This is a genomic window from Agathobaculum sp. Marseille-P7918, from assembly GCF_900625105.1.
Classification (GTDB): domain Bacteria; phylum Bacillota; class Clostridia; order Oscillospirales; family Butyricicoccaceae; genus Agathobaculum.
On record NZ_UYYD01000002.1, the window covers coordinates 109,438 to 132,170 of the forward strand.

General features: G+C 61.9%; 21 protein-coding genes and 1 riboswitch. Of the genes, 11 read left to right on the plus strand and 10 right to left on the minus strand.

The genetic code is table 11. The features are described 5' to 3' along the window. Position 1: 1 nt before the first annotated feature. Both EJL02_RS04065 and EJL02_RS04070 read right to left on the minus strand, forming a co-directional pair. A complete protein-coding gene (locus tag EJL02_RS04065; RefSeq protein ID WP_125115142.1) occupies positions 2-1,252 on the minus strand; it encodes a replication-associated recombination protein A in 1,251 nt (416 codons plus the stop codon). Between the two features lie 18 nt (positions 1,253-1,270). Next, the gene (locus tag EJL02_RS04070) at positions 1,271-1,579 is read right to left on the minus strand and encodes a hypothetical protein (RefSeq protein WP_125115143.1); all 309 of its coding nucleotides are present in this window, start codon (positions 1,577-1,579) and stop codon (positions 1,271-1,273) included. Between the two features lie 131 nt (positions 1,580-1,710). Here EJL02_RS04070 and hisC point away from each other — a divergent pair, with 131 nt between their 5' ends. Continuing rightward, complete coding sequence (gene hisC, locus EJL02_RS04075; protein ID WP_125115144.1) at positions 1,711-2,766, plus strand: histidinol-phosphate transaminase; 1,056 nt, start codon at positions 1,711-1,713, stop codon at positions 2,764-2,766. Between the two features lie 50 nt (positions 2,767-2,816). Here the strand turns inward: hisC and EJL02_RS04080 are convergent, their stop codons facing one another. Genes EJL02_RS04080 through EJL02_RS04090 form a run of 3 tightly spaced genes read right to left on the minus strand, consistent with a single transcriptional unit; the run spans position 2,817 to position 6,246 of the window. Further along, entirely contained in the window at positions 2,817-3,461 is a 645-nt protein-coding gene (locus tag EJL02_RS04080) for a pentapeptide repeat-containing protein (RefSeq protein ID WP_125115145.1), read from the minus strand. Beyond that, positions 3,458-3,724 carry a metal-sensing transcriptional repressor gene (locus EJL02_RS04085; protein WP_125115146.1) on the minus strand — a complete coding sequence of 89 codons (267 nt, stop codon included), beginning with the start codon at positions 3,722-3,724 and terminating at the stop codon, positions 3,458-3,460. The genes EJL02_RS04080 and EJL02_RS04085 overlap by 4 nt, the downstream gene beginning before the upstream one ends. Further along, positions 3,721-6,246: a heavy metal translocating P-type ATPase gene (locus tag EJL02_RS04090; protein WP_125115147.1), complete on the minus strand. Its 2,526-nt coding sequence runs from the start codon at positions 6,244-6,246 to the stop codon at positions 3,721-3,723. Before EJL02_RS04090 ends, EJL02_RS04085 begins: the two co-directional genes overlap by 4 nt. A 267-nt stretch (positions 6,247-6,513) precedes the next feature. On the opposite strand from EJL02_RS04090, the gene EJL02_RS04095 reads away from it, so the two are divergent. Then, on the plus strand, positions 6,514-6,978 hold the full coding sequence (locus EJL02_RS04095) for a DUF2798 domain-containing protein (RefSeq protein WP_125115148.1): 465 nt from the start codon (positions 6,514-6,516) through the stop codon (positions 6,976-6,978). A 54-nt stretch (positions 6,979-7,032) separates the two neighbouring features. Here EJL02_RS04095 and EJL02_RS04100 read toward each other — a convergent pair whose 3' ends face one another. Then, positions 7,033-7,914 (minus strand): aldose 1-epimerase family protein, encoded by an 882-nt coding sequence (locus EJL02_RS04100; protein ID WP_164510282.1) that lies wholly within the window; start codon positions 7,912-7,914, stop codon positions 7,033-7,035. 220 nt (positions 7,915-8,134) lie between these two features. Here EJL02_RS04100 and EJL02_RS04105 point away from each other — a divergent pair, with 220 nt between their 5' ends. Both EJL02_RS04105 and EJL02_RS04110 read left to right on the plus strand, forming a co-directional pair. After that, positions 8,135-8,470 carry a PadR family transcriptional regulator gene (locus EJL02_RS04105; RefSeq protein ID WP_125115150.1) on the plus strand — a complete coding sequence of 112 codons (336 nt, stop codon included), beginning with the start codon at positions 8,135-8,137 and terminating at the stop codon, positions 8,468-8,470. Next, positions 8,467-9,120 carry a hypothetical protein gene (locus EJL02_RS04110; protein ID WP_125115151.1) on the plus strand — a complete coding sequence of 218 codons (654 nt, stop codon included), beginning with the start codon at positions 8,467-8,469 and terminating at the stop codon, positions 9,118-9,120. The genes EJL02_RS04105 and EJL02_RS04110 overlap by 4 nt, the downstream gene beginning before the upstream one ends. A gap of 49 nt (positions 9,121-9,169) precedes the next feature. Here the strand turns inward: EJL02_RS04110 and EJL02_RS04115 are convergent, their stop codons facing one another. After that, positions 9,170-9,775 carry a sugar O-acetyltransferase gene (locus EJL02_RS04115; protein WP_125115152.1) on the minus strand — a complete coding sequence of 202 codons (606 nt, stop codon included), beginning with the start codon at positions 9,773-9,775 and terminating at the stop codon, positions 9,170-9,172. Positions 9,776-9,812: 37 nt separating this feature from the next. After that, on the minus strand, positions 9,813-10,997 hold the full coding sequence (metK, locus tag EJL02_RS04120) for a methionine adenosyltransferase (RefSeq protein WP_125115153.1): 1,185 nt from the start codon (positions 10,995-10,997) through the stop codon (positions 9,813-9,815). An 81-nt stretch (positions 10,998-11,078) separates the two neighbouring features. Next, positions 11,079-11,182, minus strand: a riboswitch (SAM riboswitch). A gap of 237 nt (positions 11,183-11,419) precedes the next feature. On the opposite strand from metK, the gene EJL02_RS04125 reads away from it, so the two are divergent. Both EJL02_RS04125 and EJL02_RS14555 read left to right on the plus strand, forming a co-directional pair. Beyond that, positions 11,420-14,383 carry an acyl-CoA dehydratase activase gene (locus tag EJL02_RS04125; protein WP_125115154.1) on the plus strand — a complete coding sequence of 988 codons (2,964 nt, stop codon included), beginning with the start codon at positions 11,420-11,422 and terminating at the stop codon, positions 14,381-14,383. Beyond that, a complete protein-coding gene (locus tag EJL02_RS14555; protein WP_279221165.1) occupies positions 14,358-15,626 on the plus strand; it encodes a 2-hydroxyacyl-CoA dehydratase in 1,269 nt (422 codons plus the stop codon). Before EJL02_RS04125 ends, EJL02_RS14555 begins: the two co-directional genes overlap by 26 nt. A gap of 53 nt (positions 15,627-15,679) precedes the next feature. Here EJL02_RS14555 and EJL02_RS04135 read toward each other — a convergent pair whose 3' ends face one another. Continuing rightward, complete coding sequence (locus EJL02_RS04135) at positions 15,680-16,513, minus strand: zf-HC2 domain-containing protein (protein ID WP_125115155.1); 834 nt, start codon at positions 16,511-16,513, stop codon at positions 15,680-15,682. After that, on the minus strand, positions 16,497-16,973 hold the full coding sequence (locus EJL02_RS04140) for an RNA polymerase sigma factor (RefSeq protein WP_125115156.1): 477 nt from the start codon (positions 16,971-16,973) through the stop codon (positions 16,497-16,499). Before EJL02_RS04140 ends, EJL02_RS04135 begins: the two co-directional genes overlap by 17 nt. A 174-nt stretch (positions 16,974-17,147) precedes the next feature. Here EJL02_RS04140 and EJL02_RS04145 point away from each other — a divergent pair, with 174 nt between their 5' ends. The 5 genes from EJL02_RS04145 (at position 17,148) to EJL02_RS04165 (ending at position 22,721) form a co-directional block, all read left to right on the plus strand. Beyond that, positions 17,148-17,393, plus strand: coding sequence for a FeoA family protein (locus tag EJL02_RS04145; protein WP_125115157.1), 246 nt, complete (start codon positions 17,148-17,150; stop codon positions 17,391-17,393). Beyond that, a complete protein-coding gene (locus EJL02_RS04150; protein WP_125115158.1) occupies positions 17,390-18,553 on the plus strand; it encodes a FeoB small GTPase domain-containing protein in 1,164 nt (387 codons plus the stop codon). The genes EJL02_RS04145 and EJL02_RS04150 overlap by 4 nt, the downstream gene beginning before the upstream one ends. A gap of 135 nt (positions 18,554-18,688) precedes the next feature. Next, complete coding sequence (locus tag EJL02_RS04155) at positions 18,689-20,605, plus strand: purple acid phosphatase family protein (protein ID WP_125115159.1); 1,917 nt, start codon at positions 18,689-18,691, stop codon at positions 20,603-20,605. Positions 20,606-20,783: 178 nt separating this feature from the next. Next, positions 20,784-21,935 carry a YibE/F family protein gene (locus EJL02_RS04160; protein ID WP_243114396.1) on the plus strand — a complete coding sequence of 384 codons (1,152 nt, stop codon included), beginning with the start codon at positions 20,784-20,786 and terminating at the stop codon, positions 21,933-21,935. Positions 21,936-22,196: 261 nt separating this feature from the next. Further along, a complete protein-coding gene (locus EJL02_RS04165) occupies positions 22,197-22,721 on the plus strand; it encodes an adenine phosphoribosyltransferase (protein WP_125115160.1) in 525 nt (174 codons plus the stop codon). Positions 22,722-22,733: the final 12 nt, after the last annotated feature.

A 22,733-nucleotide genomic window follows, 5' to 3' on the forward strand; every position in this document is an offset into this window, starting at 1 on the left:
GTTATGGCGTGCCCTTGATGCGCGCCCAGTAGGCACGGGCGGCCTGCTCCACCTTATTCGGCCCATAGTCGTAGTAATGCGCGTCTTTGATCTCGTCCGGCAGATACTGCTGCTGCACCCAATGGTTGGGGAAGGCGTGCGGATACTGATAGGTCAGCCCGCGGCCGAGCTTTTGCGCGCCGCCGTAGTGCGCGTCCTTGATGTGCGCCGGGATATCGCCCGTGCGCCCTGCGCGCACATCGGCCATGGCCGCGTCGATCGCAGCGGCGGCGCTGTTGGACTTGGGCGCGGTCGCCATCAGGATGATCGCCTCGGCGAGCGGAATGCGTGCCTCGGGCAGGCCGAGCTGGAACGCGCTGTCCACGAGCGCTTTGACAATCGCGGCGCACTGCGGATAGGCAAGGCCGATGTCCTCACTGGCGATGACCAGCATGCGCCGCGCGGCCGAGATCATATCGCCCGCCTCCAAAAGGCGCGCGAGATAATACAGCGCGGCGTCGGGGTCCGAGCCGCGCACGGACTTTTGCAGCGCGGACAGAATATCGTAATGGCTGTCGCCGTCGCGGTCGTAGCGCATGTTGGAGCGCTGCGCGGCCTGCTGCGCATCCGCAAGCGTTACGCCGTCCTTGCCCGCGCCCAGCACGAGCAGTTCGACCGCGCCGAGCGCCTTGCGCACGTCTCCGCCGACCGCCTGTGCGATATAAGCCGCGACGCCGTCCTCGATGGGCGTGCCCTTGTCCCCGATGGCGAGCGAAAACGCCCGCTCGACCGCGCGCTGCATGTCCGCAGCCTCGATAGGCTTGAACTCAAAGACCGTGCTGCGGCTGAGGATCGCGTTATAGACGTAGAAATACGGGTTTTCGGTCGTGGACGCGATCAGCGTCATCTTGCCCGTCTCGATGAACTCCAAAAGGCTCTGCTGCTGTTTTTTGTTGAAATACTGGATCTCGTCCAGATAGACCAGCGCGCCGTTGGGCGCAAGGAAGGTGTCCAGCTCGTCGATGATCGCCTTGATGTCCGCGATGCCCGCGGTGGTGGCGTTGAGGTGGTATAGCTTTCTTTCCGTCTGCTTTGCAATAATGGACGCGACCGTGGTCTTGCCCACGCCGGACGGGCCATAAAAAATCATATTTGGGATCGTGCCCGACTCGATCACACGGCGCAGCAGGCCGGTTTTGCCGAGCAGATGCTGCTGGCCGACCACATCGTCCAGCGTTTTCGGGCGGATTTTATCCGCTAAAGGTTGGTACATCTTTTTCTCCTTATCCAATCAGACTGCGGCAACCAACGCGGTGATGATTGCCCAGCCGAATACACTGATGAGCGACAGCGGGATCAGCCCCAGCGCAGCAATGCGCTCTGCGCCGCCCGCATGCCCGCGGAACAACCGCACAATCGCACCACAGGTCAGCGCTGAAAACAGTACGAGCCACAATACGGGCGTTTGATACATCCATGCCGCGCCGCTGTACAGGCCAAGAAAGCCGCCTGTATCGAAAACCGTCAGGGCATATAGAACCATCACATAGAACGACCACAGCACCGCTGCATAGCAAACCACATATCCCGCCTTTTTCATCCCGATCCCTCCCAGGCTTGATAGCATGATTATACCACGCTTTGGAAAGGCGCACAAACAGGGCTTGACTTTCTTGCTTTACTGTGATAAACTACCCGCAGTCAGTAAAACGTATAAAGGAGAGTTTCCCCATGGACAAGCCCTTTCTCGCCAAGCTCCGCCGCATCGACCCCTATGTGCCGGGCGAGCAGCCGCAGAGCGACGATATCATCAAGTTAAACGCCAACGAAAACCCGTATCCGCCCGCGCCGGGCGTGCAGCAGGTGCTGCGCACCTTTGACGCGTCGCGCCTTGCGCTCTATCCGGACGCAAACGGCAAGGCGCCCAAAAAAGCGCTGGCCGGCCGCTTCGGCGTCAAGCCGACGCAGGTATTCCTCGGCAACGGCTCGGACGACGTGCTCGCACTCGCGTTTCAGTCATTCTTCTGCTCGGGTGAGCCGATTCTCTATCCGGACATCACCTACTCGTTCTATCCGGTCTGGTGCGACCTGTTCCGCATTCCGTACGAGACTATGCCGCTCGACGACAACTTCTGCGTGGATATCCGCGACTACGACAAGCCGAACGGCGGCGTCGTGCTGCCCAACCCGAACGCACCGACCGGGCGCGGCTTGTCGCTCGCGTCGCTCGAGGACCTGCTGCAGCACAACGCGGACTGCGTGGTCATCATCGACGAAGCCTATGTGGACTTCGGCGCACAGAGCGCCGTGCCGCTGATCGAGAAATACGAAAACCTGCTCGTCGTGCAGACGATGAGCAAGTCGCGCTCGCTCGCGGGTCTGCGCATCGGCTATGCGCTCGGCTCGGAAACGCTGATCGCGACGCTCGAGGCGGTCAAGAACTCCTATAACTCCTACACGCTCGATTCGCTCGCGCTGGCCGCGGGCGAGGCCTCGGTCGCAGACGAGGCGTATTTTCAGGACACCTGCCGCAAGGTCATGGCGACGCGCGAGCGCGCCGCGGACGCGCTGCGCGAGCTGGGCTTTACCGTCTCCCCCTCGCTGACCAACTTCCTGTTTGTCACGCATCCCAAAAAGGAAGCCCCGGTCATTTTTGAGTATTTGAGACAGAAAAACATCTTTATCCGGTATTTCAAGCTGCCGCGCATTGATAATTATTTGCGCATCACGGTCGGCACGGATGAGCAGATGGACCGCATGATCGAAGCACTGCGCGCCTTCCTGTAAGACAGAACGGTAACAAGAAAAAGAGCGGAAGCCTCGCTTCCGCTCTTTTGTTATGCCTTGATCACGACACCCAGCCGCTTTGCCAGCATGGCCGCCTGCTCCATGGTCACGACCGCGCCGCGCAGCTCGGCATTCGTGTCCGACACCGCAATGCCGTCCAGCTCACAGCCGGTCAAGTCCAGCCCCATAAGCGGCGTATGCAGCAGACGCGCCGCGCGCAGGCTGGTGCGCGTCAGCATCCAGCCCTTCCACTGGCAGTCACAGAACGACGCACCTGACAGGTCGCAGCCCATAGCCGCCACCCGACGCAGCCGCGCCCGGTCGAACACCACGTCGGACAAACGGCAGTCCCGCCAGTCCGCATCCCGCCAGCCGGTTTCGGCAAAATCCGCGCCGACGGCCTTGCAGCCAGTGAGCTCGACCCGCTCGAAAAACGCATCCCGCCAGCCGCTGCCGGAAAGCTCGCAGCCGTCCAGCACCACGTCCGCAAAGTCTGCGCGCTCCCAGCGGGAGCCGGTCAGGCGGCAGTTTTCCAGACGAACGCCGCGCAGCCGCAGCCCATCGTACCGCGTGCCGGACAGATCCGCTCCACGGATGCACACGTTTTCCACGGTTTCCTCATCGCGCGCGGCGCGGATGAGCAGCGCCGCCGCGTCCTGCACGGGCGCGAGCGACGCGGGCAAACGCGCGCTCATGACTTATCGAGCAGCTTGATGATCTCGTCGATCTTGCCTTCGCGAGCCTGCTCGTCGCCCGTCTCGAACGCATCCTGCACACAACCCGCCAGATGCGCGCGCAGCACCTCGCGCTGCGCCTTGTGCACCAGCGACTCGACCGCCTGCAACTGCGTGACGATCTCCATGCAATAGCGGTCATCCTCGATCATCTTGAGCACGCCGTCGAGCTGGCCGCGCGCAGTGCGCAGCAGCGGCTCGACCTTTTTCCGGTCCGCCCTCATTGCAGGCCAACCACTTTGTATCCCGCCTGCTCGACCGCCTCGGTCAGTTTGGCGTCGTCCGGCAGCTGTGCGCCCGTGACCTTGGCCGTGCCGCTCTGGAGGTCCACCTGCGCGGTCACACCCGGCAGCGCCTCAAGCGCCTTTTTCACATGCGCCACGCAGTGCTCGCACATCATGCCCTCAATTTTGATCACTTTGGTCTGTTCCATTTTCTTTGTTTCCTCCTTCGGCAATACCACATAACGGCCGCCCTCCGGCTTGGGAGAGGCCGTGAAAAACTTCAAACGCAATGCGTTGGAAACCACACAAACCGAGCTCAGGCTCATCGCCGCGGCGCCGATCATCGGGCTGAGTTTGAGCCCCAGCGGCAGCCACAGCACGCCCGCTGCGATCGGGATACCGATGCAGTTATAGAAGAACGCCCAGAACAGGTTCTGACGGATGTTGCGCATGGTCTGTCGCGACAGACGGATCGCATCCACCGCGTCCATCAGGTCGCTCTTCATCAGCACAACGTCGGCCGACGCGATGGCAACGTCCGTGCCCGCGCCGATGGCGATGCCCACATCCGCGCGCGCCAGGGCCGGCGCATCGTTGATGCCGTCGCCGACCATGGCGACCTTGCGGCCCTGCGCCTGCTTTTCGCGCACCACGCGCTCCTTATCCTGCGGCAGCACCTCGGCCACCACATCGCGGATGCCCAGCTCGGCGGCGATCGACTGCGCGGTCGCCTTGTTGTCGCCGGTCAGCAGCGTGACCTCGACGCCCAGCTGCTGCAGGGCCTCGACCGCGCTGCGGCTGGTCGGCTTGAGCACATCCGCCACTGCGAAAATGCCGACGACCTGCCGGTTGGCCGCGAAATACAGCGGGGTTTTGCCCGCGGCGGCCAGGCTTTCGCCCATCTGCTGCGCCGAGCGCGGCAGCGCAAGGCCGTTTGCCAGCAGCATGCGGCGGTTGCCCGCCATGCAGCGCACGCCGTCGATCACCGCGCGCACGCCCTGCCCTTCGACCATTTCAAACGAGGTCGCCTCGCGCTCCTTGACATGCTTGGAACGCGCATAGCGCACGATCGCATCCGCCAGCGGATGGTCGCTTTTGACCTCGAGCGCCAGCGCGAGCGACAGCAGATCCTCCGGGTCCGCGCCAAACGAGTGCACATCGGTCACGACCGGGCGGCCTTCGGTGACCGTGCCGGTCTTATCCAGCACAACGCAGTCCACATTGTGCAGATTCTCGAGCGCCTCGGCCGACTGGAACAGCACGCCGTTTTTCGCGCCCACGCCCGTGCCGACCATGATGGCGACCGGCGTGGCAAGGCCGAGCGCGCACGGGCACGAAATGACGAGCACCGCGATCGCGCGGGTCAGCGCAAAGCTGGGCGTTTCACCCGCCACCAGCCAGATGACCGCGGTGACCAGTGCGATCAGCATGACGACCGGCACAAACACGCCCGCGACCTTATCCGCGAGCTTGGCGATCGGCGCCTTGGACGCGCCCGCCTCCTCAACCAGACGGATGATCTGGGAAAGCGTGGTATCATCGCCCACGCGGGACGCTTTCATCGCAAAATAGCCGTTTTTCGTCACGGTCGCGCCGATGACCGTGTCGCCCTTGTGCTTCTCGACCGGCATGGACTCGCCCGTGATGGCGCTCTCGTCCAGATAGGCATGGCCTTCCACGATCTCGCCGTCCACCGGCACGGACTGTCCGGCGCGCACGATGACGAAATCGCCCACGCGCACCTCTTCGATCGGCACCTCGACCTCCTGCTGGCCGCGGATGACCGACGCGGTCTGCGGCCGCAGATCCATGAGCGCGGCGATGGCCTCGCCGGTCTTGCGCTTGGCGCGCGCCTCGAAGAACTTGCCGAGCGTCACGAGCGTCAGGATCATGCCCGCGGATTCAAAATACAGGTCGTGCGCATATTCATGCACGCGCGCCATGTCGCCCGCGGCACACGCATAGCCGATCTGGAACAGCGCATACACGCCGTAAATCACGGATGCGCCCGAACCGACCGCGATCAGCGCGTCCATGGTGGGCGCGCGGTGCAGCAGCGTGCGCCCGCCGTTGATAAAATACTTGCGGTTGATAACCAGGATGGGCAGCGTCAGCAGCAGCTGCACGAGCGCGAGCGCAAAGGCATGCGTCTCGCCGCTGACAAAGCCGGGCAGCGGCAGGCCGATCATCGGGCCCATCGAGAAGTACATCAGAATCACGAGGAACACCGCAGAAACGATGATGCGTGTTTTCATCTCGTGCAGCTCGTCCTCGGGCGCAGCGCCCTTGGCGGGCGCTGCCGCGCGCGTGCCGCTGTCCACGGCAGCGGTATAGCCGCCCTCTTCGACCGCGCGAATGATCCGCTGCGCGTCGCACGCACCCTCGTCGTATTCCACCATCATACTGCCCGCCAGCAGGTTGACCTGTACCTCGCGCACGCCCGGCACCGCGGAAACGCTCTTTTCCACATGTGCCGAACACGCCGCGCAGCTCATCCCGCCGACGCGAAATCGTTGTTTCATACCGGGATCTCCTTTTCCTATCTTCTCCCCCTCCCCCGGGGAGGGGGTCTGTTGCACAAGTTAGTATACTGCACCGCCCCTGCTTTGTCAACCCTCTGTGGAAAATGCCGGTTTTTCGCCGCTGCGCTTGACGAATTCGCCTGAAAATGGTAAAATAAGCACAATTAATGGTAGTTGAAGTGGTTCGTAAGGACGCAGTGAAACGAAAGTTTACACTGCGTCTTTTTTTGTGCCGCTGCGAAAAAAAGTAAAGGAGAAATATTTCGGATGCCCAAAAACAAAAAACAAGATGTTGTCTTTACCCTGCTGATGGCCGCCGCCATGGTGTACGGCATGATCTGCTACAATGTCACGCTCAATATCGGCGGCATGCGCAACGAGGTCTTTCTGGCGGCCTTCCACGAGTTCCCGATCATGTGGCCGGTGGCCGTTCTGCTCGAGCTGATCTTCGTCGGCCGTCTGGCGCAGAAGCTCGCGTTCCGTCTGGTGGACCCGCGCACGGCCCCGCCGGCCGCGATCATGCTCGCGATTTCGGCGATGTCGGTCTGGCTGATGTGCCCCTGCATGAGCTTTTTCGCCTGCCTGTTCTTCAAGGGCGGCCTGCTGCAAAGCGAGTTCATTGCGATCTGGGTGCAGACCACGGTGCTCAACTTCCCGATGGCGCTGCTGCTGCAATTCTTCGCGGCCGGCCCGCTGGTGCGCCTGATTTTCCGCCATATTTTCCACGATTAAACGCTGCCTGACAGCAAAAAGCCGCACGGAACACCGTGCGGCTTTTTTTGTTTGTCATTCCTCGATGGTCGTGGAGAACGCGAGCGTTTCCTCCTGTCCGGGGCGCAGCACCCGCACGCCGACCTTGTTTTCGATCGCGTGGTCGAGGTAGCCGCCGTCCGGCAGCGTGCTCCACGGCTCCAGGCACACATAGGGCACATCAAAGTCCTTATACGCGCTCCAAACTGCGAAATACGGGAAGTCCGTGAACGTCATCGTCACCGTGCGGTCGTTTTTCGTGCTGCCGATGGTCGCGCGGCGCACCGGCAGGTCGTCCATGATGATCGCGTCATGGCGAAAGGTCTCGCGCGTGATGGGCAGGCAGCATTCTTTGAGCGGCAGGTCGCCGTGCTGTTTGCTCAGCAGCACGTTTTCGTCCGTCAGGATCGGGTGCAGCACCTCGGTGCCTTCAAACAGGACGAAATAATCCGTGATCGACTCGCCCGGCTGCCAGCACAGCGTATAGGCGTCATGGCCGCCGACCTCATAATACATATCGGTATCGCTGCGGTTAAAGACGATGTGCTCCTTTTGGAGCGTCGCATCCGTCAGCGTATAGCGCACCGTGCAGACAAAGTCCCACGGATACATCGTTTTGGTGAAATCATTCGCTTCCAACACAAATTCCACCCAGTTTGCGCCCTTGTTGCCGATCTGCCATTCCAGATCGCGGCCGAAACCGTGCTGGGTGATCTCGTAGGCCGTGCCGCCCGCGGTGTAGGTCTTGTCCTTGAGCCGCCCGACGATCGGGAACAGGATGGGCGCGTGCCGCTTCCACACAGCGGGGTCGGCCTGCCAGATGTATTCCGTGCCGGTCTTTTTGCTCCGAAAACTGCTCAGTTCCGCGCCAAACGGGTTGATCTCCACCCGGAAGCGTTCGTTTTCCAATACCTGCATGCGTATCATCCTCTCTTGCTGCTCTGTTGTTTCAAGCATAGCTTTTTTCCCCTGCAAAGTCAATCCGCCGCCCGTTTTTTAGCGTTTGTGCCGGATTTTGCCGTCCGCTTTTGGTCGTTTCGCCGGTTTTATCTAATTCGGTTGACAACGCCGCTATCTTGCATTACAATATAGTCACTACCTTGCAATGCAAAATACTAAGGAAAGGGGTGCGGCCGGGGTGATTCCATCGCAAATGCTCAAGGGCACGCTCGAGGGCTGTATTCTGGCCGTGCTCAGCTGCGCGCCGACCTATGGCTACGAGATCACCGAACAGCTCGCGCAATACGGCTTCGGCCCAATCGCCGAGGGCACGATCTATCCGCTGCTGCTGCGGCTGGAGAAAAACGGGCTGGCGCAGGCGGAATACCGCGCCTCCGAGGTCGGCCCCAAGCGAAAATACTACGCGCTGACCGACAAGGGCCGCGCGGAATTGCAGAACTTTCTCGCCAGCTACCGCGAGCTGACCGCGGCGGTAGACCGGCTGCTCACCGATACGGGAGGGATAGCGCCATGAACCAACGCACCAAAGCACTGCTACACGAAAACAACCAAGCCGAAACCCAGCTTTCCCCCGCCGCGCAGCAGGTTTTGACCGACATCGTCGTCTACCTGCGCACGGCGCCGATCAGCATGTACCGGCAGGAGACCGTGCGGCGGGATATCACGCGCATGCTGCTCGACGGCGAAGCCCGCGGCGACGACGCAAAAGCCGTCATCGGGGACGACTATCAGGCGTTTTGCGACAGCGTGATCGCCGAGCTGCCGCCGCTGTCCGGCCGCGCCCGCGTGCTGACCGCGCTGCGCGACGTGCTGCCCGCCGCGGTCGTGCTGCTGGTCATCTGGCTGGTCGGCCGGCTGGCCGAATATGCGGCCGGGATCGCGGCATGGCCTGCGCTGACCGTCACCGTCGGGGATGTCATCGGCGGGGTGCTGCTGCTCGCCGTCGCCTCCGCCGCGGTGACCATGATCTGCCGCACGGCGTTCTCGACGCGCAAGCGTGTCAGTGCTCTGCTGTTCGTGCTGCTGTTTGCCGGTCTGTTTGCCGCGCTGTGCGCTGGCTTTTTCCTCAAACAGCCGCTGCTGACCGTGCATTTTGGGACGGCGCTCATCGTGCCGCTCGCACTGTTTGCCGTGTACAAACTGCTGGACGCAAAACTCGACTGAACGCAAAAAAAGTCCTGTCAAATGGCAGGACTTTTCTTTATCTTTCGGGTCACAGCAGATCCATTTTGGAGTCCGCTTCGGTGATCTCGCGCAGCGGCCGGCACGGCACGCCGACCGCGAGATAATTTGCCGGGATATCGCGCGTCACCACGCTGCCCGCGCCGATGACCGCGCCGTCCCCGATCGTCACGCCGCCGAGCACCACGACATTCGCCGCGAGCCAGACGTTGTTGCCGATGTGGATGTCCTTGGCAAACTCGGACATGGACACATGCCCGTCCGGATAGCGCATGCTGGTGCGCTCGGACGCGATGAGCGGATGGTCGGTCGCCATGAGCGACACGTTCGGCCCGAACATCACGTTGTCGCCGATGAAAATGCGCGCGTCGTCCATGACGGTCAGGTTGAAATTGCAGAAGAAATTCTCCCCGATGAAGGTGTGCGAACCGTAGTTGAACTGGATCGGCCCCTGAAAATAGTATTTCTCGCCGATCTGCCCGATGAACTCGCGCACAATGGGCAGCCGCGCGGGATCGTATTCATCCATCGCGTTGAATTTCTGGCACCGGATGTGCGCCTTGTGCTTGATGTCGCGCAGTTCCTTGGTGCGCGCGTCAAACAGCTTGCCTGCAAAGATTTTTTCTTCTTCCGTCATGTTTTTGCCGCCTCCCGCAATCTTTCTTGCCGTGCGCTTACGCGAGCGCGGCCTTGAGCTGATCTACCTTATCGGTGTTTTCCCACTTGACGCCCAGCTCCTCGCGGCCCATGTGGCCGTAAGCGGCAAGCTGCTTGTAGATCGGCTTGCGCAGATCGAGTGTCTCGATGATCGCCGCCGGACGCAGGTCAAATACCTTGCGCACCGCGTCGGCCAGCTTGCCCTCGTCCACCGTGCCGGTGCCGAAGGTCTCGACCATGATGGAAACCGGCTCGGCCACGCCGATGGCGTAGGCCAGCTGGATCTCGCAGCGCTTGGCAAGCCCCGCCGCGACGATGTTCTTGGCGACCCAGCGCGCAGCATACGCCGCCGAGCGGTCCACCTTGGTCGGGTCCTTGCCCGAGAACGCGCCGCCGCCGTGACGGCCGATGCCGCCGTAGGTATCGACGATGATCTTGCGGCCGGTCAGGCCCGAGTCGCCCTGCGGGCCGCCGATGACAAAGCGGCCGGTCGGGTTGATGAAGTACTTGGTGTTCTCGTCGAGCAGGTGGGACGGGATGACCGGCTTGATAACCTGCTCGATCATGTCCTTGCGGATCTGCTGGAGCGAAACGTCCGGGCTGTGCTGGGTGGACAGCACGACCGTGTCCACGCGCACGGGCAGGTTGTCCTCATCGTACTCGATGGTGACCTGGCTCTTGCCGTCTGGACGCAGATAGTCGAACATGCCGTTCTTGCGCACCTCGGCCAAACGCTTGGCGAGCTTGTGCGCCAGCGAGATCGGCAGCGGCATCAGTTCGGGCGTCTCGTCGCAGGCGTAGCCGAACATCATGCCCTGGTCGCCCGCGCCGATGGCGAGATCGGCGTCCGACGCACCCTCCTTGCGCTCGAGCGAGTTGTCCACGCCCAGCGCGATATCCGCGGACTGCTCGTCGATCGCGGTCAGCACCGCGCAGGTGTCGCAGTCAAAGCCGTACTTTGCGCGGTCATAGCCGATCTCGCGCACGGTGTCGCGCACGACCTTGGGGATGTCCACATAGCAGGTGGTCGAGATCTCGCCCATGACCTGTACCATGCCGGTCGTGCAGGTGGTTTCGCAGGCTACGCGCGCATACGGGTCCTGCGTTAAGATTTCGTTAAGAATTGCATCCGAGATCTGGTCGCAGATCTTGTCCGGATGGCCCTCGGTCACGGATTCCGAGGTGAAAAAGTGGTGTGCCATGATATCATTCATTCCTTTCTGATATACAGTCGGGCGCAACAAAAAACGCTCCCGACAGGGAGCGAAAAAGACCGTTTTGCCCCCTCATCTTTCGTGTTCCTACGCCGGATTTGGCACCTTACGCATGGTTTTGCGCAGGTTGCCGGGTTTCATTGGGCCGTTCCCTCCACCGCTCTGGATAAGGTCATATATTTACTTACGCGGTCTATTTTATATAAAAACAGGGTATTTGTCAAGGGAAAAATTCGGCAGTTTAGGATATTGTATGCGGATTGACATTTTCTCGGTACGACGTTATATTAAATATGTAAGAATGTGCCCTGCCGCCAGCTGGTCTGTGCGGCTTTTTGGTATGTTCTTATCCGTATCCACCATGCGTCCCGCGGACGCATTGTTTTTATCATAGGAGAGAAAAAGGATATATGAACGTAAATGTAGGAATCGATATCGGTTCAACGACGGTCAAGATCGTCGTTGTGCGCGATGGAGAGATCATCCACAAGCATTATGAGCGCCACTTTTCCAAGGTACGCGAAAAGGCGGTCGAACTGGTGCAGAATGCGCGCGCCGTCATTGGGGACGACACCGAACTGCGCTGTGCGATCACGGGCTCGGCCGGTCTGGGTGTATCCAAAGCGGCGGACATTGACTTCGTACAGGAGGTTTTTGCCACACGCAAGGCCGTCGGCGTGCATGTACCCCAGGCAGATGTCGTCATCGAGCTGGGCGGCGAGGACGCCAAGATCGTCTTTTTGTCCGGCCAGCTGGAAGAACGCATGAACGGTTCGTGCGCGGGCGGCACCGGCGCTTTTATCGACCAGATGGCCGTGCTGCTGGACGTGACCCCGTCCGAGCTCGACCAGCTCGCGCTGCACGCGGAACGCATCTACACCATCGCGTCCCGCTGCGGCGTATTCGCCAAGTCGGACATCCAGCCGCTGATGAACGACGGCGCGCGCAAGGAGGACGTCGCCGCGTCCATTTTCCAGGCGGTCGTCAACCAGACGGTTGCGGGCCTGGCGCAGGGCCGCGAGATCAAGGGCAACGTGCTGTTCCTCGGCGGCCCGCTGTTCTTCTTCAAGAGCTTGCAGCAGCGTTTCCAGCAAACGCTCGGGCTGGACGACGAACACGCCCACTTCCCCGACCTCGCCCCGTACGCGATCGCGGCGGGCGCGGCGGAATACGCGGGCGACACGCAGAAAACCTATACCGTCGATTCGCTGCTCGAGGCACTCGAGCAGGCCGCGAGCGCGCCGGTGGTCGCCAACTACCTGCCGCCGCTGTTTGAAAACGAGCAGCAGTACGAGGAATTCAAGCACCGCCACGGCGTGCACGACGTGATGACCCAGAACGTCACCATGTACGAGGGCGACGCCTATCTCGGCATCGACTGCGGCTCGACCACGACCAAGCTGGTGCTGATCGGCGAGGATCACCAGATCCTGTTCCACCACTACCAGTCCAACAAGGGCAACCCGGCGGACGTCATCCGCGAACAGCTGACCCGGCTGTACGAGCTGTGCGGCGACCGCGTACATATCGTCTCCTCGGCCGTCACGGGCTACGGCGAAGCGCTCATCCAGAATGCCTTCGGCGTGGACTTCGGTCTGGTCGAAACGGTCGCGCACTTCCGCGCGGCGCGCCACTTCTGCCCGGACGTCGATTTCATCATCGACATCGGCGGTCAGGACATCAAGTGCTTCAAGATCCGCAACAAGTGCATCGACAATATCTCGCTCAACGAGGCGTGCTCGTCGGGCTGCGGCTCGTTCATCGAGACCTTCGCCCGTTCGATGGGCTACTCGATCGAGGAATTCTGCAAGCTCGGCCTGTTCGCCAAGCACCCGATCGACCTTGGCTCGCGCTGCACGGTGTTTATGAACTCCTCGGTCAAGCAGGCGCAGAAGGACGGCGCCGGCATCGACGCGATCTCGGCCGGTCTGTCGGTTTCGGTTGTCAAGAACGCGCTGTATAAGGTCATCCGCGCGCACTCACCGGACGACCTCGGCCAGCACATCGTCGTGCAGGGCGGCACGTTCCTCAACGACGCGATCCTGCGCTCGTTCGAGCAGGAGATCGGCCGCGACGTCACCCGTCCGGCGATTTCCGGCCTGATGGGCGCGTACGGCGCGGCGCTGCACGCCAAGGACAACCGCCCGGAGAAAACCTCCCTGATCGGCCCGGACGTGCTCGCCGGTTTCGCGCACACCGTGCGCACCGCGCGCTGCGGCCTGTGCGAAAACCACTGCAACCTGACCATCAACGACTTCGGCGGCGGCCGCCGCTTCATCTCGGGCAACCGCTGCGAGCGCCCGCTCGGCGGCGTGAAAAAGACCGAGCTGCCCAACCTGTACAAGTGGAAGCTGGAAAAGCTCCGCAGCTACGGCGAACCGTCCGGCAACCCCGCGCCGATCGCCACGATCGGCCTGCCGTTCGGCCTGAACTTCTACGAGCTGCTGCCGTTCTGGACCACCTTCCTGCGCTCGCTCGGCTTTGAAACCGTGCTGAGCGACGTGTCCACCCGCGACATGTACATGAAGGGCCAGCACTCCATCCCGTCGGACACGGTGTGCTATCCGGCAAAGCTGATGCACGGCCACATCGAAAACCTGCTCGAGAAGGGCGTGGACGCGATCTTCTATCCGTGCATGACCTACAATCTGGACGAAGGCCGTGCGACCAACTGCTACAACTGCCCGGTCGTGGCGTATTACCCCGAACTTTTGAAGGCGAACGTCGCCGCGCTTGCCGACTTTGACTTTATGATGCCGTATTTTGAACTGGTCGATCCCAAGCGGTTCACCCAGCATGCGGCCAAGTATTTCTGCGGCAAATACCCGCAGCTCAAGAAAAAGCAGGTGGAAGCTGCTTCCGCCGCCGCGTATCAGGAACTGGCGAACTACTATGCGGAGGTCCGCGACGAGGGACAGAAGGCCATCGCCTACGCCGACACGCACGGGCTGGACATCGCGGTCATCGCGGGCCGTCCGTACCACGTCGATCCCGAGATCAACCACGGCATCGACCAGCTGATCGCTTCGTTCGGTCTGGTCATCGTGTCCGAGGACGCGGTCTGGCGCCTGACCGAAGCGCCGCAGGTGCATGTGCTCAACCAGTGGACCTACCACTCCCGTATGTACGGCGCGGCCAAGTACGTCACCAAGAAGGAAAACGCACAGCTCATCCAGCTGGTGTCCTTCGGCTGCGGCATTGACGCCATCACCACCGACGAAATGCGCGCCATTTGCGAAAACGGCGGCAAACTTTATACACAGCTCAAAATTGACGAAATCAGCAACCTGGGCGCGGCCAAGATCCGCATCCGCAGCATGCTGGCCGCCGTAGAGGAGGGCAGAAAACTTGCAAAACAACAACACGACGCCTAAAACCTATGAATACGCGCAGTTCACCGAAGAGATGCGCAAAGACTACACCATCCTGGTGCCCAACATGCTGCCCGTGCAGCTGGGCCTGATGTGCCGTCTGATGAAAAACTTCGGCTACAACATGGAACTGCTGCACACCTTCGGGCCGAACATCGCCGAACAGGGCCTGCGCAACGTGCACAACGACACCTGCTACCCCGCCCTGCTGGTCATCGGCCAGTTGCTCGACGCAATCGAGTCCGGCAAGTACGACATCCACAAGATCGCGCTCATCCTGCCGCAGACCGGCGGCGGCTGCCGCGCCTCCAACTACATCCACCTGATGCGCAAGGCGTTGGAAAAGAACGGCTACGGCTTTATCCCGGTCATCTCGCTCAACTTTGCCGGTCTGGAAGCGGACGCAAACCCCGGCTTCAAGCTGACCAAGACCATGGTGATGCAGATCGCCTATGCGCTGATGATCGGCGACCTGATCATGATGGTGGCCAACCAGTGCCGCCCGTACGAGGTCGTGCCCGGCTCGACCGACAAGGCGATCGAGATCTGTATGAACGCGGTCACCGCCCGCTTTACCGGCGACCGCATGGTGCGCTATGGCGAGGTCAAGCACCTGTACAAGTATGTCTTGACCGCGTTCGGCAAGCTGCGGCTGGACAAGACGCAGAAAAAGAAGATGGTCGGCATCGTCGGCGAGATCTACGTCAAGTTCTCCCCGCTCGGCAACAACCGTCTGGAAGAGTTCCTGCTCTCCGAGGGCTGCGAGCCGGTGCTGCCCGGTCTGGTCGATTTCTGCATGTACTCGATCTACAACTCGGTCATCGACCATGACCTGTACGGCCGCTCGGCCAAGCGCGCCGCGATCTATAAGCTGGTTTACCAGTTCCTGCTGGGCAAGCAGGCCGACCTGATCAAGATCATGAAAAAGGACGGCCACTTCCGTCCCCCGATGCCGTTTGACGAGGTGCGCAAAAAGTCGCACGCGATCATCGGCGAGGGCGTCAAGATGGGCGAGGGCTGGCTGCTGCCGGCCGAAATGGTCGAGCTGATCACCGAAGGCGTGACCAACATCGTCTGCACCCAGCCGTTCGGCTGCCTGCCCAACCACATCGCGGGCAAGGGCATGATCCGCAAGATCCGCGAGGTCTACCCGCAGGCGAACATCGTCGCGGTCGATTACGACCCCGGCGCCTCCAAAATCAATCAGGAAAACCGCATCAAGCTGATGCTGTCGAGTGCGGAATGACGCAAAAAACCGGAACCCAAGGGTTCCGGTTTTTTGCGTTTATGGGTGCGGGATTATCCCCTCCGCCAGCCGGGATAGCTGGCGTCCAGGTAATACGGAAGATACGCCAGCAGTTCATCGGGCGTTGGGTAGTCTGTTACGGTGATGCCCGCGGCCGCGGCAGCCTCCGCGGCGGGCGAGCGGCGCGTCTCCGCCAGCCCAAAGCGCGCGGCGATCTCGGCCAGCTGGTCGTCAGTCGCGCGGGGCAAGTCCATGCCCTGCCGCCAGATCAGCACGGCATCCTCCCCTTCGCCCCAGTAATAGGCGGTCGTCGTCTGCGCGCCGTCCCGCACGCGGGAGACGTTTTCCTCCTCCCAGTCGTAGATATGCCAATCGCCGCTCCGCCAGTCGCGATTACCCTGCTCGCCCAGCCCGGTGATGGAATGATAAGGGATTTTGTACTTCTCCCCGTTTTCCCCTTCCTCGAAGCGGTATTCCATATAGCGGTCGCCCGGATAGTCCAGCCGGTAGGCGATGCGCCCGTCCGGCAGCACACACTGATCATATACCCGCATGTCCGACAGGTCATACGGCACCGACGCATGCCAGCCGACCAAAGCCGCGAACAGCCCAAGCAGCACGGCGCACAGCAGCGCCGTGACCGCGCAGCCCTTGGCAAACGCCCGCAGCTTGCCGCGCCGCCACGTTTTTGCCACGCCGTCCAGCGCACGCACCTCATGCTGCTCTTCCGCCGTCTGTCCAAACGGCGCATCCAGCGCTTCCAGCTCCGCGCGGCAAGCCGCGCAGTCCGCCAGATGCGCCTCGACCAGCGCGCGCGTCTCATCCGCACACACGCCATCCCGATAGAGCGGCAGCAGGTCGCGGATTACATTACAGCTCAGCTTCATCTCGCAATTCCTCCTTCAGTTTTTGTCTTGCGCGGTAATAGGTCACGCGCGCCCAGCTTTCGGTTTTGCCGAACAGCTGCCCGATCTGCGCAAACGGCAGCTCACCGAACAACCGCAGCGAAAACACCTCTTTGTACGGCTCGGGCAGAGCGTGCAGCGCCTTGTGGACAGCGAATGCCGTCTCCCTGCGCAGAAATTTCTGTTCGAGGTCTTCAACGCGGTCTTCCACCGGTTCGCCGCCCCGGTTTTTGCGCAGCCAGGTGCAATACTCATTTTTGGCGATCTGGCATAGCCAGACATACAGGCGGCACTCGCCCCGGAACCCGCCGATCGCCCGAAGCGCCTTGAAAAACGTCTGCTGCGTGATCTCCTCGGCCACGTCCTCGTTCCGGCACAGCGACAGCACATAGCGGTACACGTCGGTGAAATACATCCGGTACACCTGCTCGAAATCCTGCACGCGCCCACCTCCTTTCCTCACAGATAAGACCGCCCCGCCCGCTGTTCGTTACAGCGCGGCGGGGATTTTTTTGCCGCTCCCAGTATAACACGCCGCATCTCCGCCGCATAGCATGAAGCGACCGCTTTCCCTGCGGGAAGTGCGGCCAAAATCTTTCAAACCGGGAATGATTGCATGAATCACGAAACCTTTTCCCCGCTGTCCGACCTGCCGGAGGGCACCCGGGCGCGCGTGCACGCCCTGCACCTGTCGGGCGGCATGCGCCGCCGTTTGCAGGACCTCGGGCTGGTGGCGGGCACGCGGGTGTGCTGCATCCAGCGCGCCGCGGCGGGCGACCCGACCGCCTACCGCATCCGCGGCGCGGTCATCGCACTGCGCGCGGATGACGCGGCGCAGATCGAGATCGGGGTGGACGCTTGACCGGGGCAGCCCGCACGCCGGTCGTGGCGCTCATGGGCAACCCCAACGTCGGCAAATCTACCGTCTTTAACGCGCTGACCGGCGCGCGCCAACACACCGGCAACTGGAGCGGCAAAACCGTGTCGGGCGCGCGCGGCGTGCTGCACTGCGGCGGGCGGGAGGTGGCGCTGGTCGATCTGCCGGGCACCTATTCGCTGCGCCCCCGCTCGGCGGAAGAGCGCGTGGCGCGGGATTTTCTCGTCTCGGGCGAGGCGAACGCCGCCGTGCTGGTGGCCGACGCGACCTGTCTCGAGCGCAACCTGATCCTGATTTTGCAGGTGCTCGAAGTCATCCCCAATGTGGTCGTCTGCCTCAACCTGATGGACGAGGCGCGCAAAAAGCGCATCCGCATCGACGTGCCCGCGCTCGCGCGCGAGCTGGGCGTGCCGGTCGTGCCGTGTGCGGCGCGGCGCGGCCGCGGCCTGCCGCAGCTGACGCAGGCGGTCTGCCGTCTGCTGGACGGGGAGACCGTGCCGCATCCGACGACGATCCGCTATCCCGCCGAGATCGAGCAGGCGGTGCGCGCGTCCGCTCTGCCCCGCGCCGAGGCGCTGGCCGCCCTGTCCGCGCAGCCGCCCGCAGGTCTGACCCCGCAGCAGCTGGACGACCGGATGACCGCCGCGGCCGCGCTGCGCGCCGAGGAGATCGCGCTGACCTGCGTGCAGGTCCCCGCGGACGCGGATGCGCGCGACCGGCGCATCGACCGCGTGCTGCTCAGCCGCCGGTTTGGGCTGCCGCTCATACTGCTGCTGCTCGCCGCCGTGTTTTACATCACCCTGTTCGGCGCCAATGTGCCGAGCGAATGGCTGGGCGACCACCTGCTCGGCCTCGGTGCGCCGTTCGCCGCCGGTCTTTCCGCCCTTGGGCTGCCGCCGTTTGCCGTTTCGCTGCTGGTTGACGGTCTGTGGCGCGTGCTGGCGACCGTCGTTTCGGTCATGCTGCCGCCCATGGCCATCTTTTTTCCGCTTTTCACGCTGCTCGAGGACGCCGGCTATCTGCCGCGCGTCGCCTTCCAGCTCGACCACGCTTTCCGCCGCGCGCACGCCTGCGGCAAGCAAAGCCTGACCATGTGCTTGGGTCAAAAACGGATGCGAAATCCGATGAATTTCCATCTACGTTAAAGGCAGTTAAAATGTAAGATAAGCTTTGGAAAGAGCGGTTGAGAACGCATTTTTACCGTGCTATACTCGCTTCTGGATACAGGGAAAGTCATTTTTCACACCCTGCAATTACATGCAAAAAGGGAGTAATCACGAATGCAGACAAAAAGAGTTTTGGCAGGCATCCTGACCAGCACGCTGCTGCTCGGCGCCTACCCGTTCGCTTCCGCGGCGGACTATAACGATTCGAGTGTCACCGGCGCCGCCGGCTGGCAGGCGTGGACCGAAGCGTGGAACACGGTCGCGACCGACTACACGCAGGTTTCCATGACGCCCGGCGCGGACGAGACCCAGCTGAACTTCGCCTGGTACAGCAAGGACGAGGCCGGCAAGAGCGCAACGCCGGTCGTGCACTTCGGCACGGACAAAAATAACCTCGCCAAGTTCACCGGCACCGCGGACGCCGTGGACACCAGCCTGACCGACGGCACCGCCTATTCCTACAACCACGTCACGGTGACCGGCCTTAAGGCCAACACCACCTACTACTACACGGTGGAAAAGAATGGTGTGCAGACCGAAGTCAAGACCTACCGGACCGGTGATTTTGAAAGCGCGCAGATCCTGTACGTCGGCGACCCGCAGATCGGCGCTTCCAAGGGCCAGTCGCAGAACGGCGAGGCGCTTGCCGGGGACAGCGGCGCGGCCAACACCGCTGCGCGCAACGACAGCTTCGCCTGGGACCGCACGCTGGACATCGCACTCGAGCAGAACCCCGGCCTGGACTTTGTGATCTCCGCGGGCGACCAGATCAACAAGACCGGCAAGCCCAAGGAAGAAGAGTACGCGGGCTACCTCTCCGCCAGCGCGCTGGCAAGCCTGCCGGTTGCCACCACGATCGGCAACCATGACTCGCTCAACGCGGACTACCAGTACCACTTCTTTAATCCGAACCAGACCGGTTACGGCGAAACCGAAGCGGGCGGCGACTACTACTACTCCTACGGCTCCGGCCTGTTCATCGTGCTCAACACCAACAACTACAACGTGGCTGAGCATGAAAAGACCATTCAGGAAGCCATTGCCTCGGATCCGGACGCCACGTTCCGCATCGTCACCATCCATCAGGACATCTACGGCTCGGGCCTTGACCACTCGGATACGGACGGCATGATCCTGCGCACCCAGCTGACCCCGATCTTTGACGAGTACGACATCGACGTTGTCCTGCAGGGCCACGACCACACCTACAGCCGCACCAAGCTGCTCTACGGCGACGGCCAGACCCACGGCACCTACGAGTTCCGCCTGAACGAGGACGGCTCGGACTACGACTGGGACAACGCGTACAACACCCAGACCGATGAGCAGATCCCGCTCTACCCCGAGGATGAGGCGGGCCAGACCAAACACGACGCCTTCCAGGCTGATAACGAGTGCTACACCATCGAGGACGTTGACGGCAACACGGTCACCAACCCGCAGGGCATCCTGTACATGACCGCAAACTCGGCTTCGGGCTCCAAATTCTATGAGCTGATCGCGTCCCAGCAGGATTACGTTGCCGAGCGCAGCCAGAACTGGCTGCCGAGCTACTCGGTCATCAACCTGACGGCCGACACCTTCTCGATCGACACCTACCAGATCACCGAAGCGGGCAAGGTGGAAAAGATCGACGACACCTTCACCATCAAAAAGACCGACGAGCAGGCCGCAGCGGTCACCGTGGACGGAGCAGCCAAGCAGGTTGCGACCGCCGACGTCAATGGCGAGACCTACTACCGCCTGCGCGACCTTGCCACTGCGGTAAACGGCACGGCTGCCCAGTTTAACGTCGAGTGGAAGGACGGCGTCATCGTCATCACCGGCGAGCGCTACGACACCGCGGCGCTTGCCCCGGCTGCCGAGACCACCGGCGTCAAGGAGACCCTGACCATGCGGGTGGACGGCAAGACCGTGACCACGGCCGCCGCCAGCATCAAGGACAACTACTATGTCCCGGCCAGCCTGCTCAATACGCTGGGCATCCAGGGCACGGTTTCCGGCGACACGCTGACCATCACCACCAAGTAAATCCACCCAGTAATCTTCCTTCTCTCCTAACCTTTGTTTCCCGTTTTTCCGGCAGATTCTCCGCGGATGACAGCGCATCCGCGGAGATTTTTCCGGTTTTCCGACCCCTTTGTTTTTGCTTTGCCGGCCCGCTGCGCCGCGCAGGGCACGACCCATTTCCGTAAAGCGAGTGATTGATTTGCATACCGATAACCAACCCGTCCGCCGCCTGCTGCTGCGCTGGGCGCCGCCGCTGGTGCTGCTCTTGCTGTTCTGCGCGTTTGTGCTGCGCATCAATGTGGTGGACAAGACCGAACTGGTCTCCCGCGAGGGGCAGACCTTTGAAAAAGGCGTCGTCACCGAAGTGGTGCAGGACAACTTGCAGCCGGACGGCAGCCGCGTGGGCGAGCAGCTGGTGCGCGTCCTGATGAAAACCGGTGAGCGCGCCGGCGAAACGCTCGAGATGACCAGCTCGTCCGGCTATCTGTTCGGCGCGGGCTGCACCGAAGGGATGAAGGTCATCGTCATGCAGAGCGTGTCGGGCGACTCAACCGTCGCGAGCGTCTACGCGCAGGACCGAGAAACCGTCATCTATATTTTCGCGGGGCTGTATCTGCTCGTGCTGTGCCTTGTAGGCGGCAAGCAGGGCGTCAAGGGCGCGCTCGGTCTGGTGTTCACGTTTTTCTGCATCCTGTTCGTATATCTGCCGCTCGTCTACCGCGGCCACTCCCCGTTCTGGGTGTCGGTGCTCATCTGCACAATCACCACAGTTGTGACCATGTACCTGATCGGCGGGCCGACGATGAAAACGCTGGTCGCGACCGGCGGCACGGTCGCGGGCGTGTGCATCGCGGGTCTGGCCGCGACCGCGTTCAGCGCGGCCTCGGGCATCACGGGCTGGAACGTCAGCGACATCGAAAGCCTGCTGACGCTGTGGAACACGAACGGAATTCAGGTCGGCGGCCTGCTGTTTTCCGGCCTGCTGATCTCCAGTCTGGGTGCGACGATGGACGTGGCCATGTCGATCGGCAGCGCGATCAGCGAGATCCACGCCCAGACGCCGGAGATCCCCCGGCGCGAGCTGTTCCGCGCGGGCATGCGCGTCGGCCGCGACATGATGGGCACGGATTCCAACACGCTCATCCTCGCCTTTGCGGGCGGCAGCATCAGCATGCTCGTGCTCGACTACGCCTACGACCTGCCCTATCAGCAGATCATCAACTCCAACAACATCGGCATTGCGATCATGCAGGGGCTGGCCGGCAGCTTCGGCATCGTGCTGAGCGTCCCGGTGACCGTGCTGCTCGCCGTTTTCCTGTATACGCTCGGCTGGCAAAAACAATCTGTCTGACCTTCCAAAACGGCGGCGTCCTTGCAAAAAGGCGCCGCCGTTTTTCCTCAATCCGCACACTCTGGTACAAAATGTATGGAAAGTGCTGTCAATCTACACGGGAATACAAAAAATCGACGGGATATGCCGCCGGATTTCGGTCAATAACACTCTTGTAAAGCGTGCGTGTTTTGCTTAAAATGATTTTGTATGATCTGTCGCCGCCGCGCGGCAGACGCCCACATGCACCATACACAGACAAAACTGAACGAAGGAGGAAGCATGAGCAAAATCGAACCATATATCACCAGCATCCCGGATTTCCCGGAACGGGGCGTGATCTTCCGGGACATCACCACCGTGATCGGCAACGCGGACGGCCTGCAGCTTTCCGTGGACGAAATGGCGGCGCTGCTGGAGGGGGAAACGTTTGATGTGATCGCGGGACTGGAATCGCGCGGGTTCCTGTTCGGCATGCCGATCGCATACAAGCTGCACAAGGCCTTTATTCCGATCCGAAAGGCCGGAAAACTGCCGCGCGAAACCGCCGGCATGTCGTATGAGCTGGAATACGGCACCGCCTCGATCGAGGTGCACCGCAACGACATCCGCCCGGGCATGCGCATCGTGCTGGTCGATGACCTGATCGCCACCGGCGGCACGCTTGAGGCCGCCGTCAAGCTGCTCGAGTCGCTCGGCGCGAAGGTCGTCAAGATCGTGTGCCTGCTCGAGCTCAAGGGCCTGCACGGCCGCGACCGTCTGGCCGATCACCCGCTCGCCACCGTGGTCTCCTACGACGGCAAATAATACGCAAGGGGA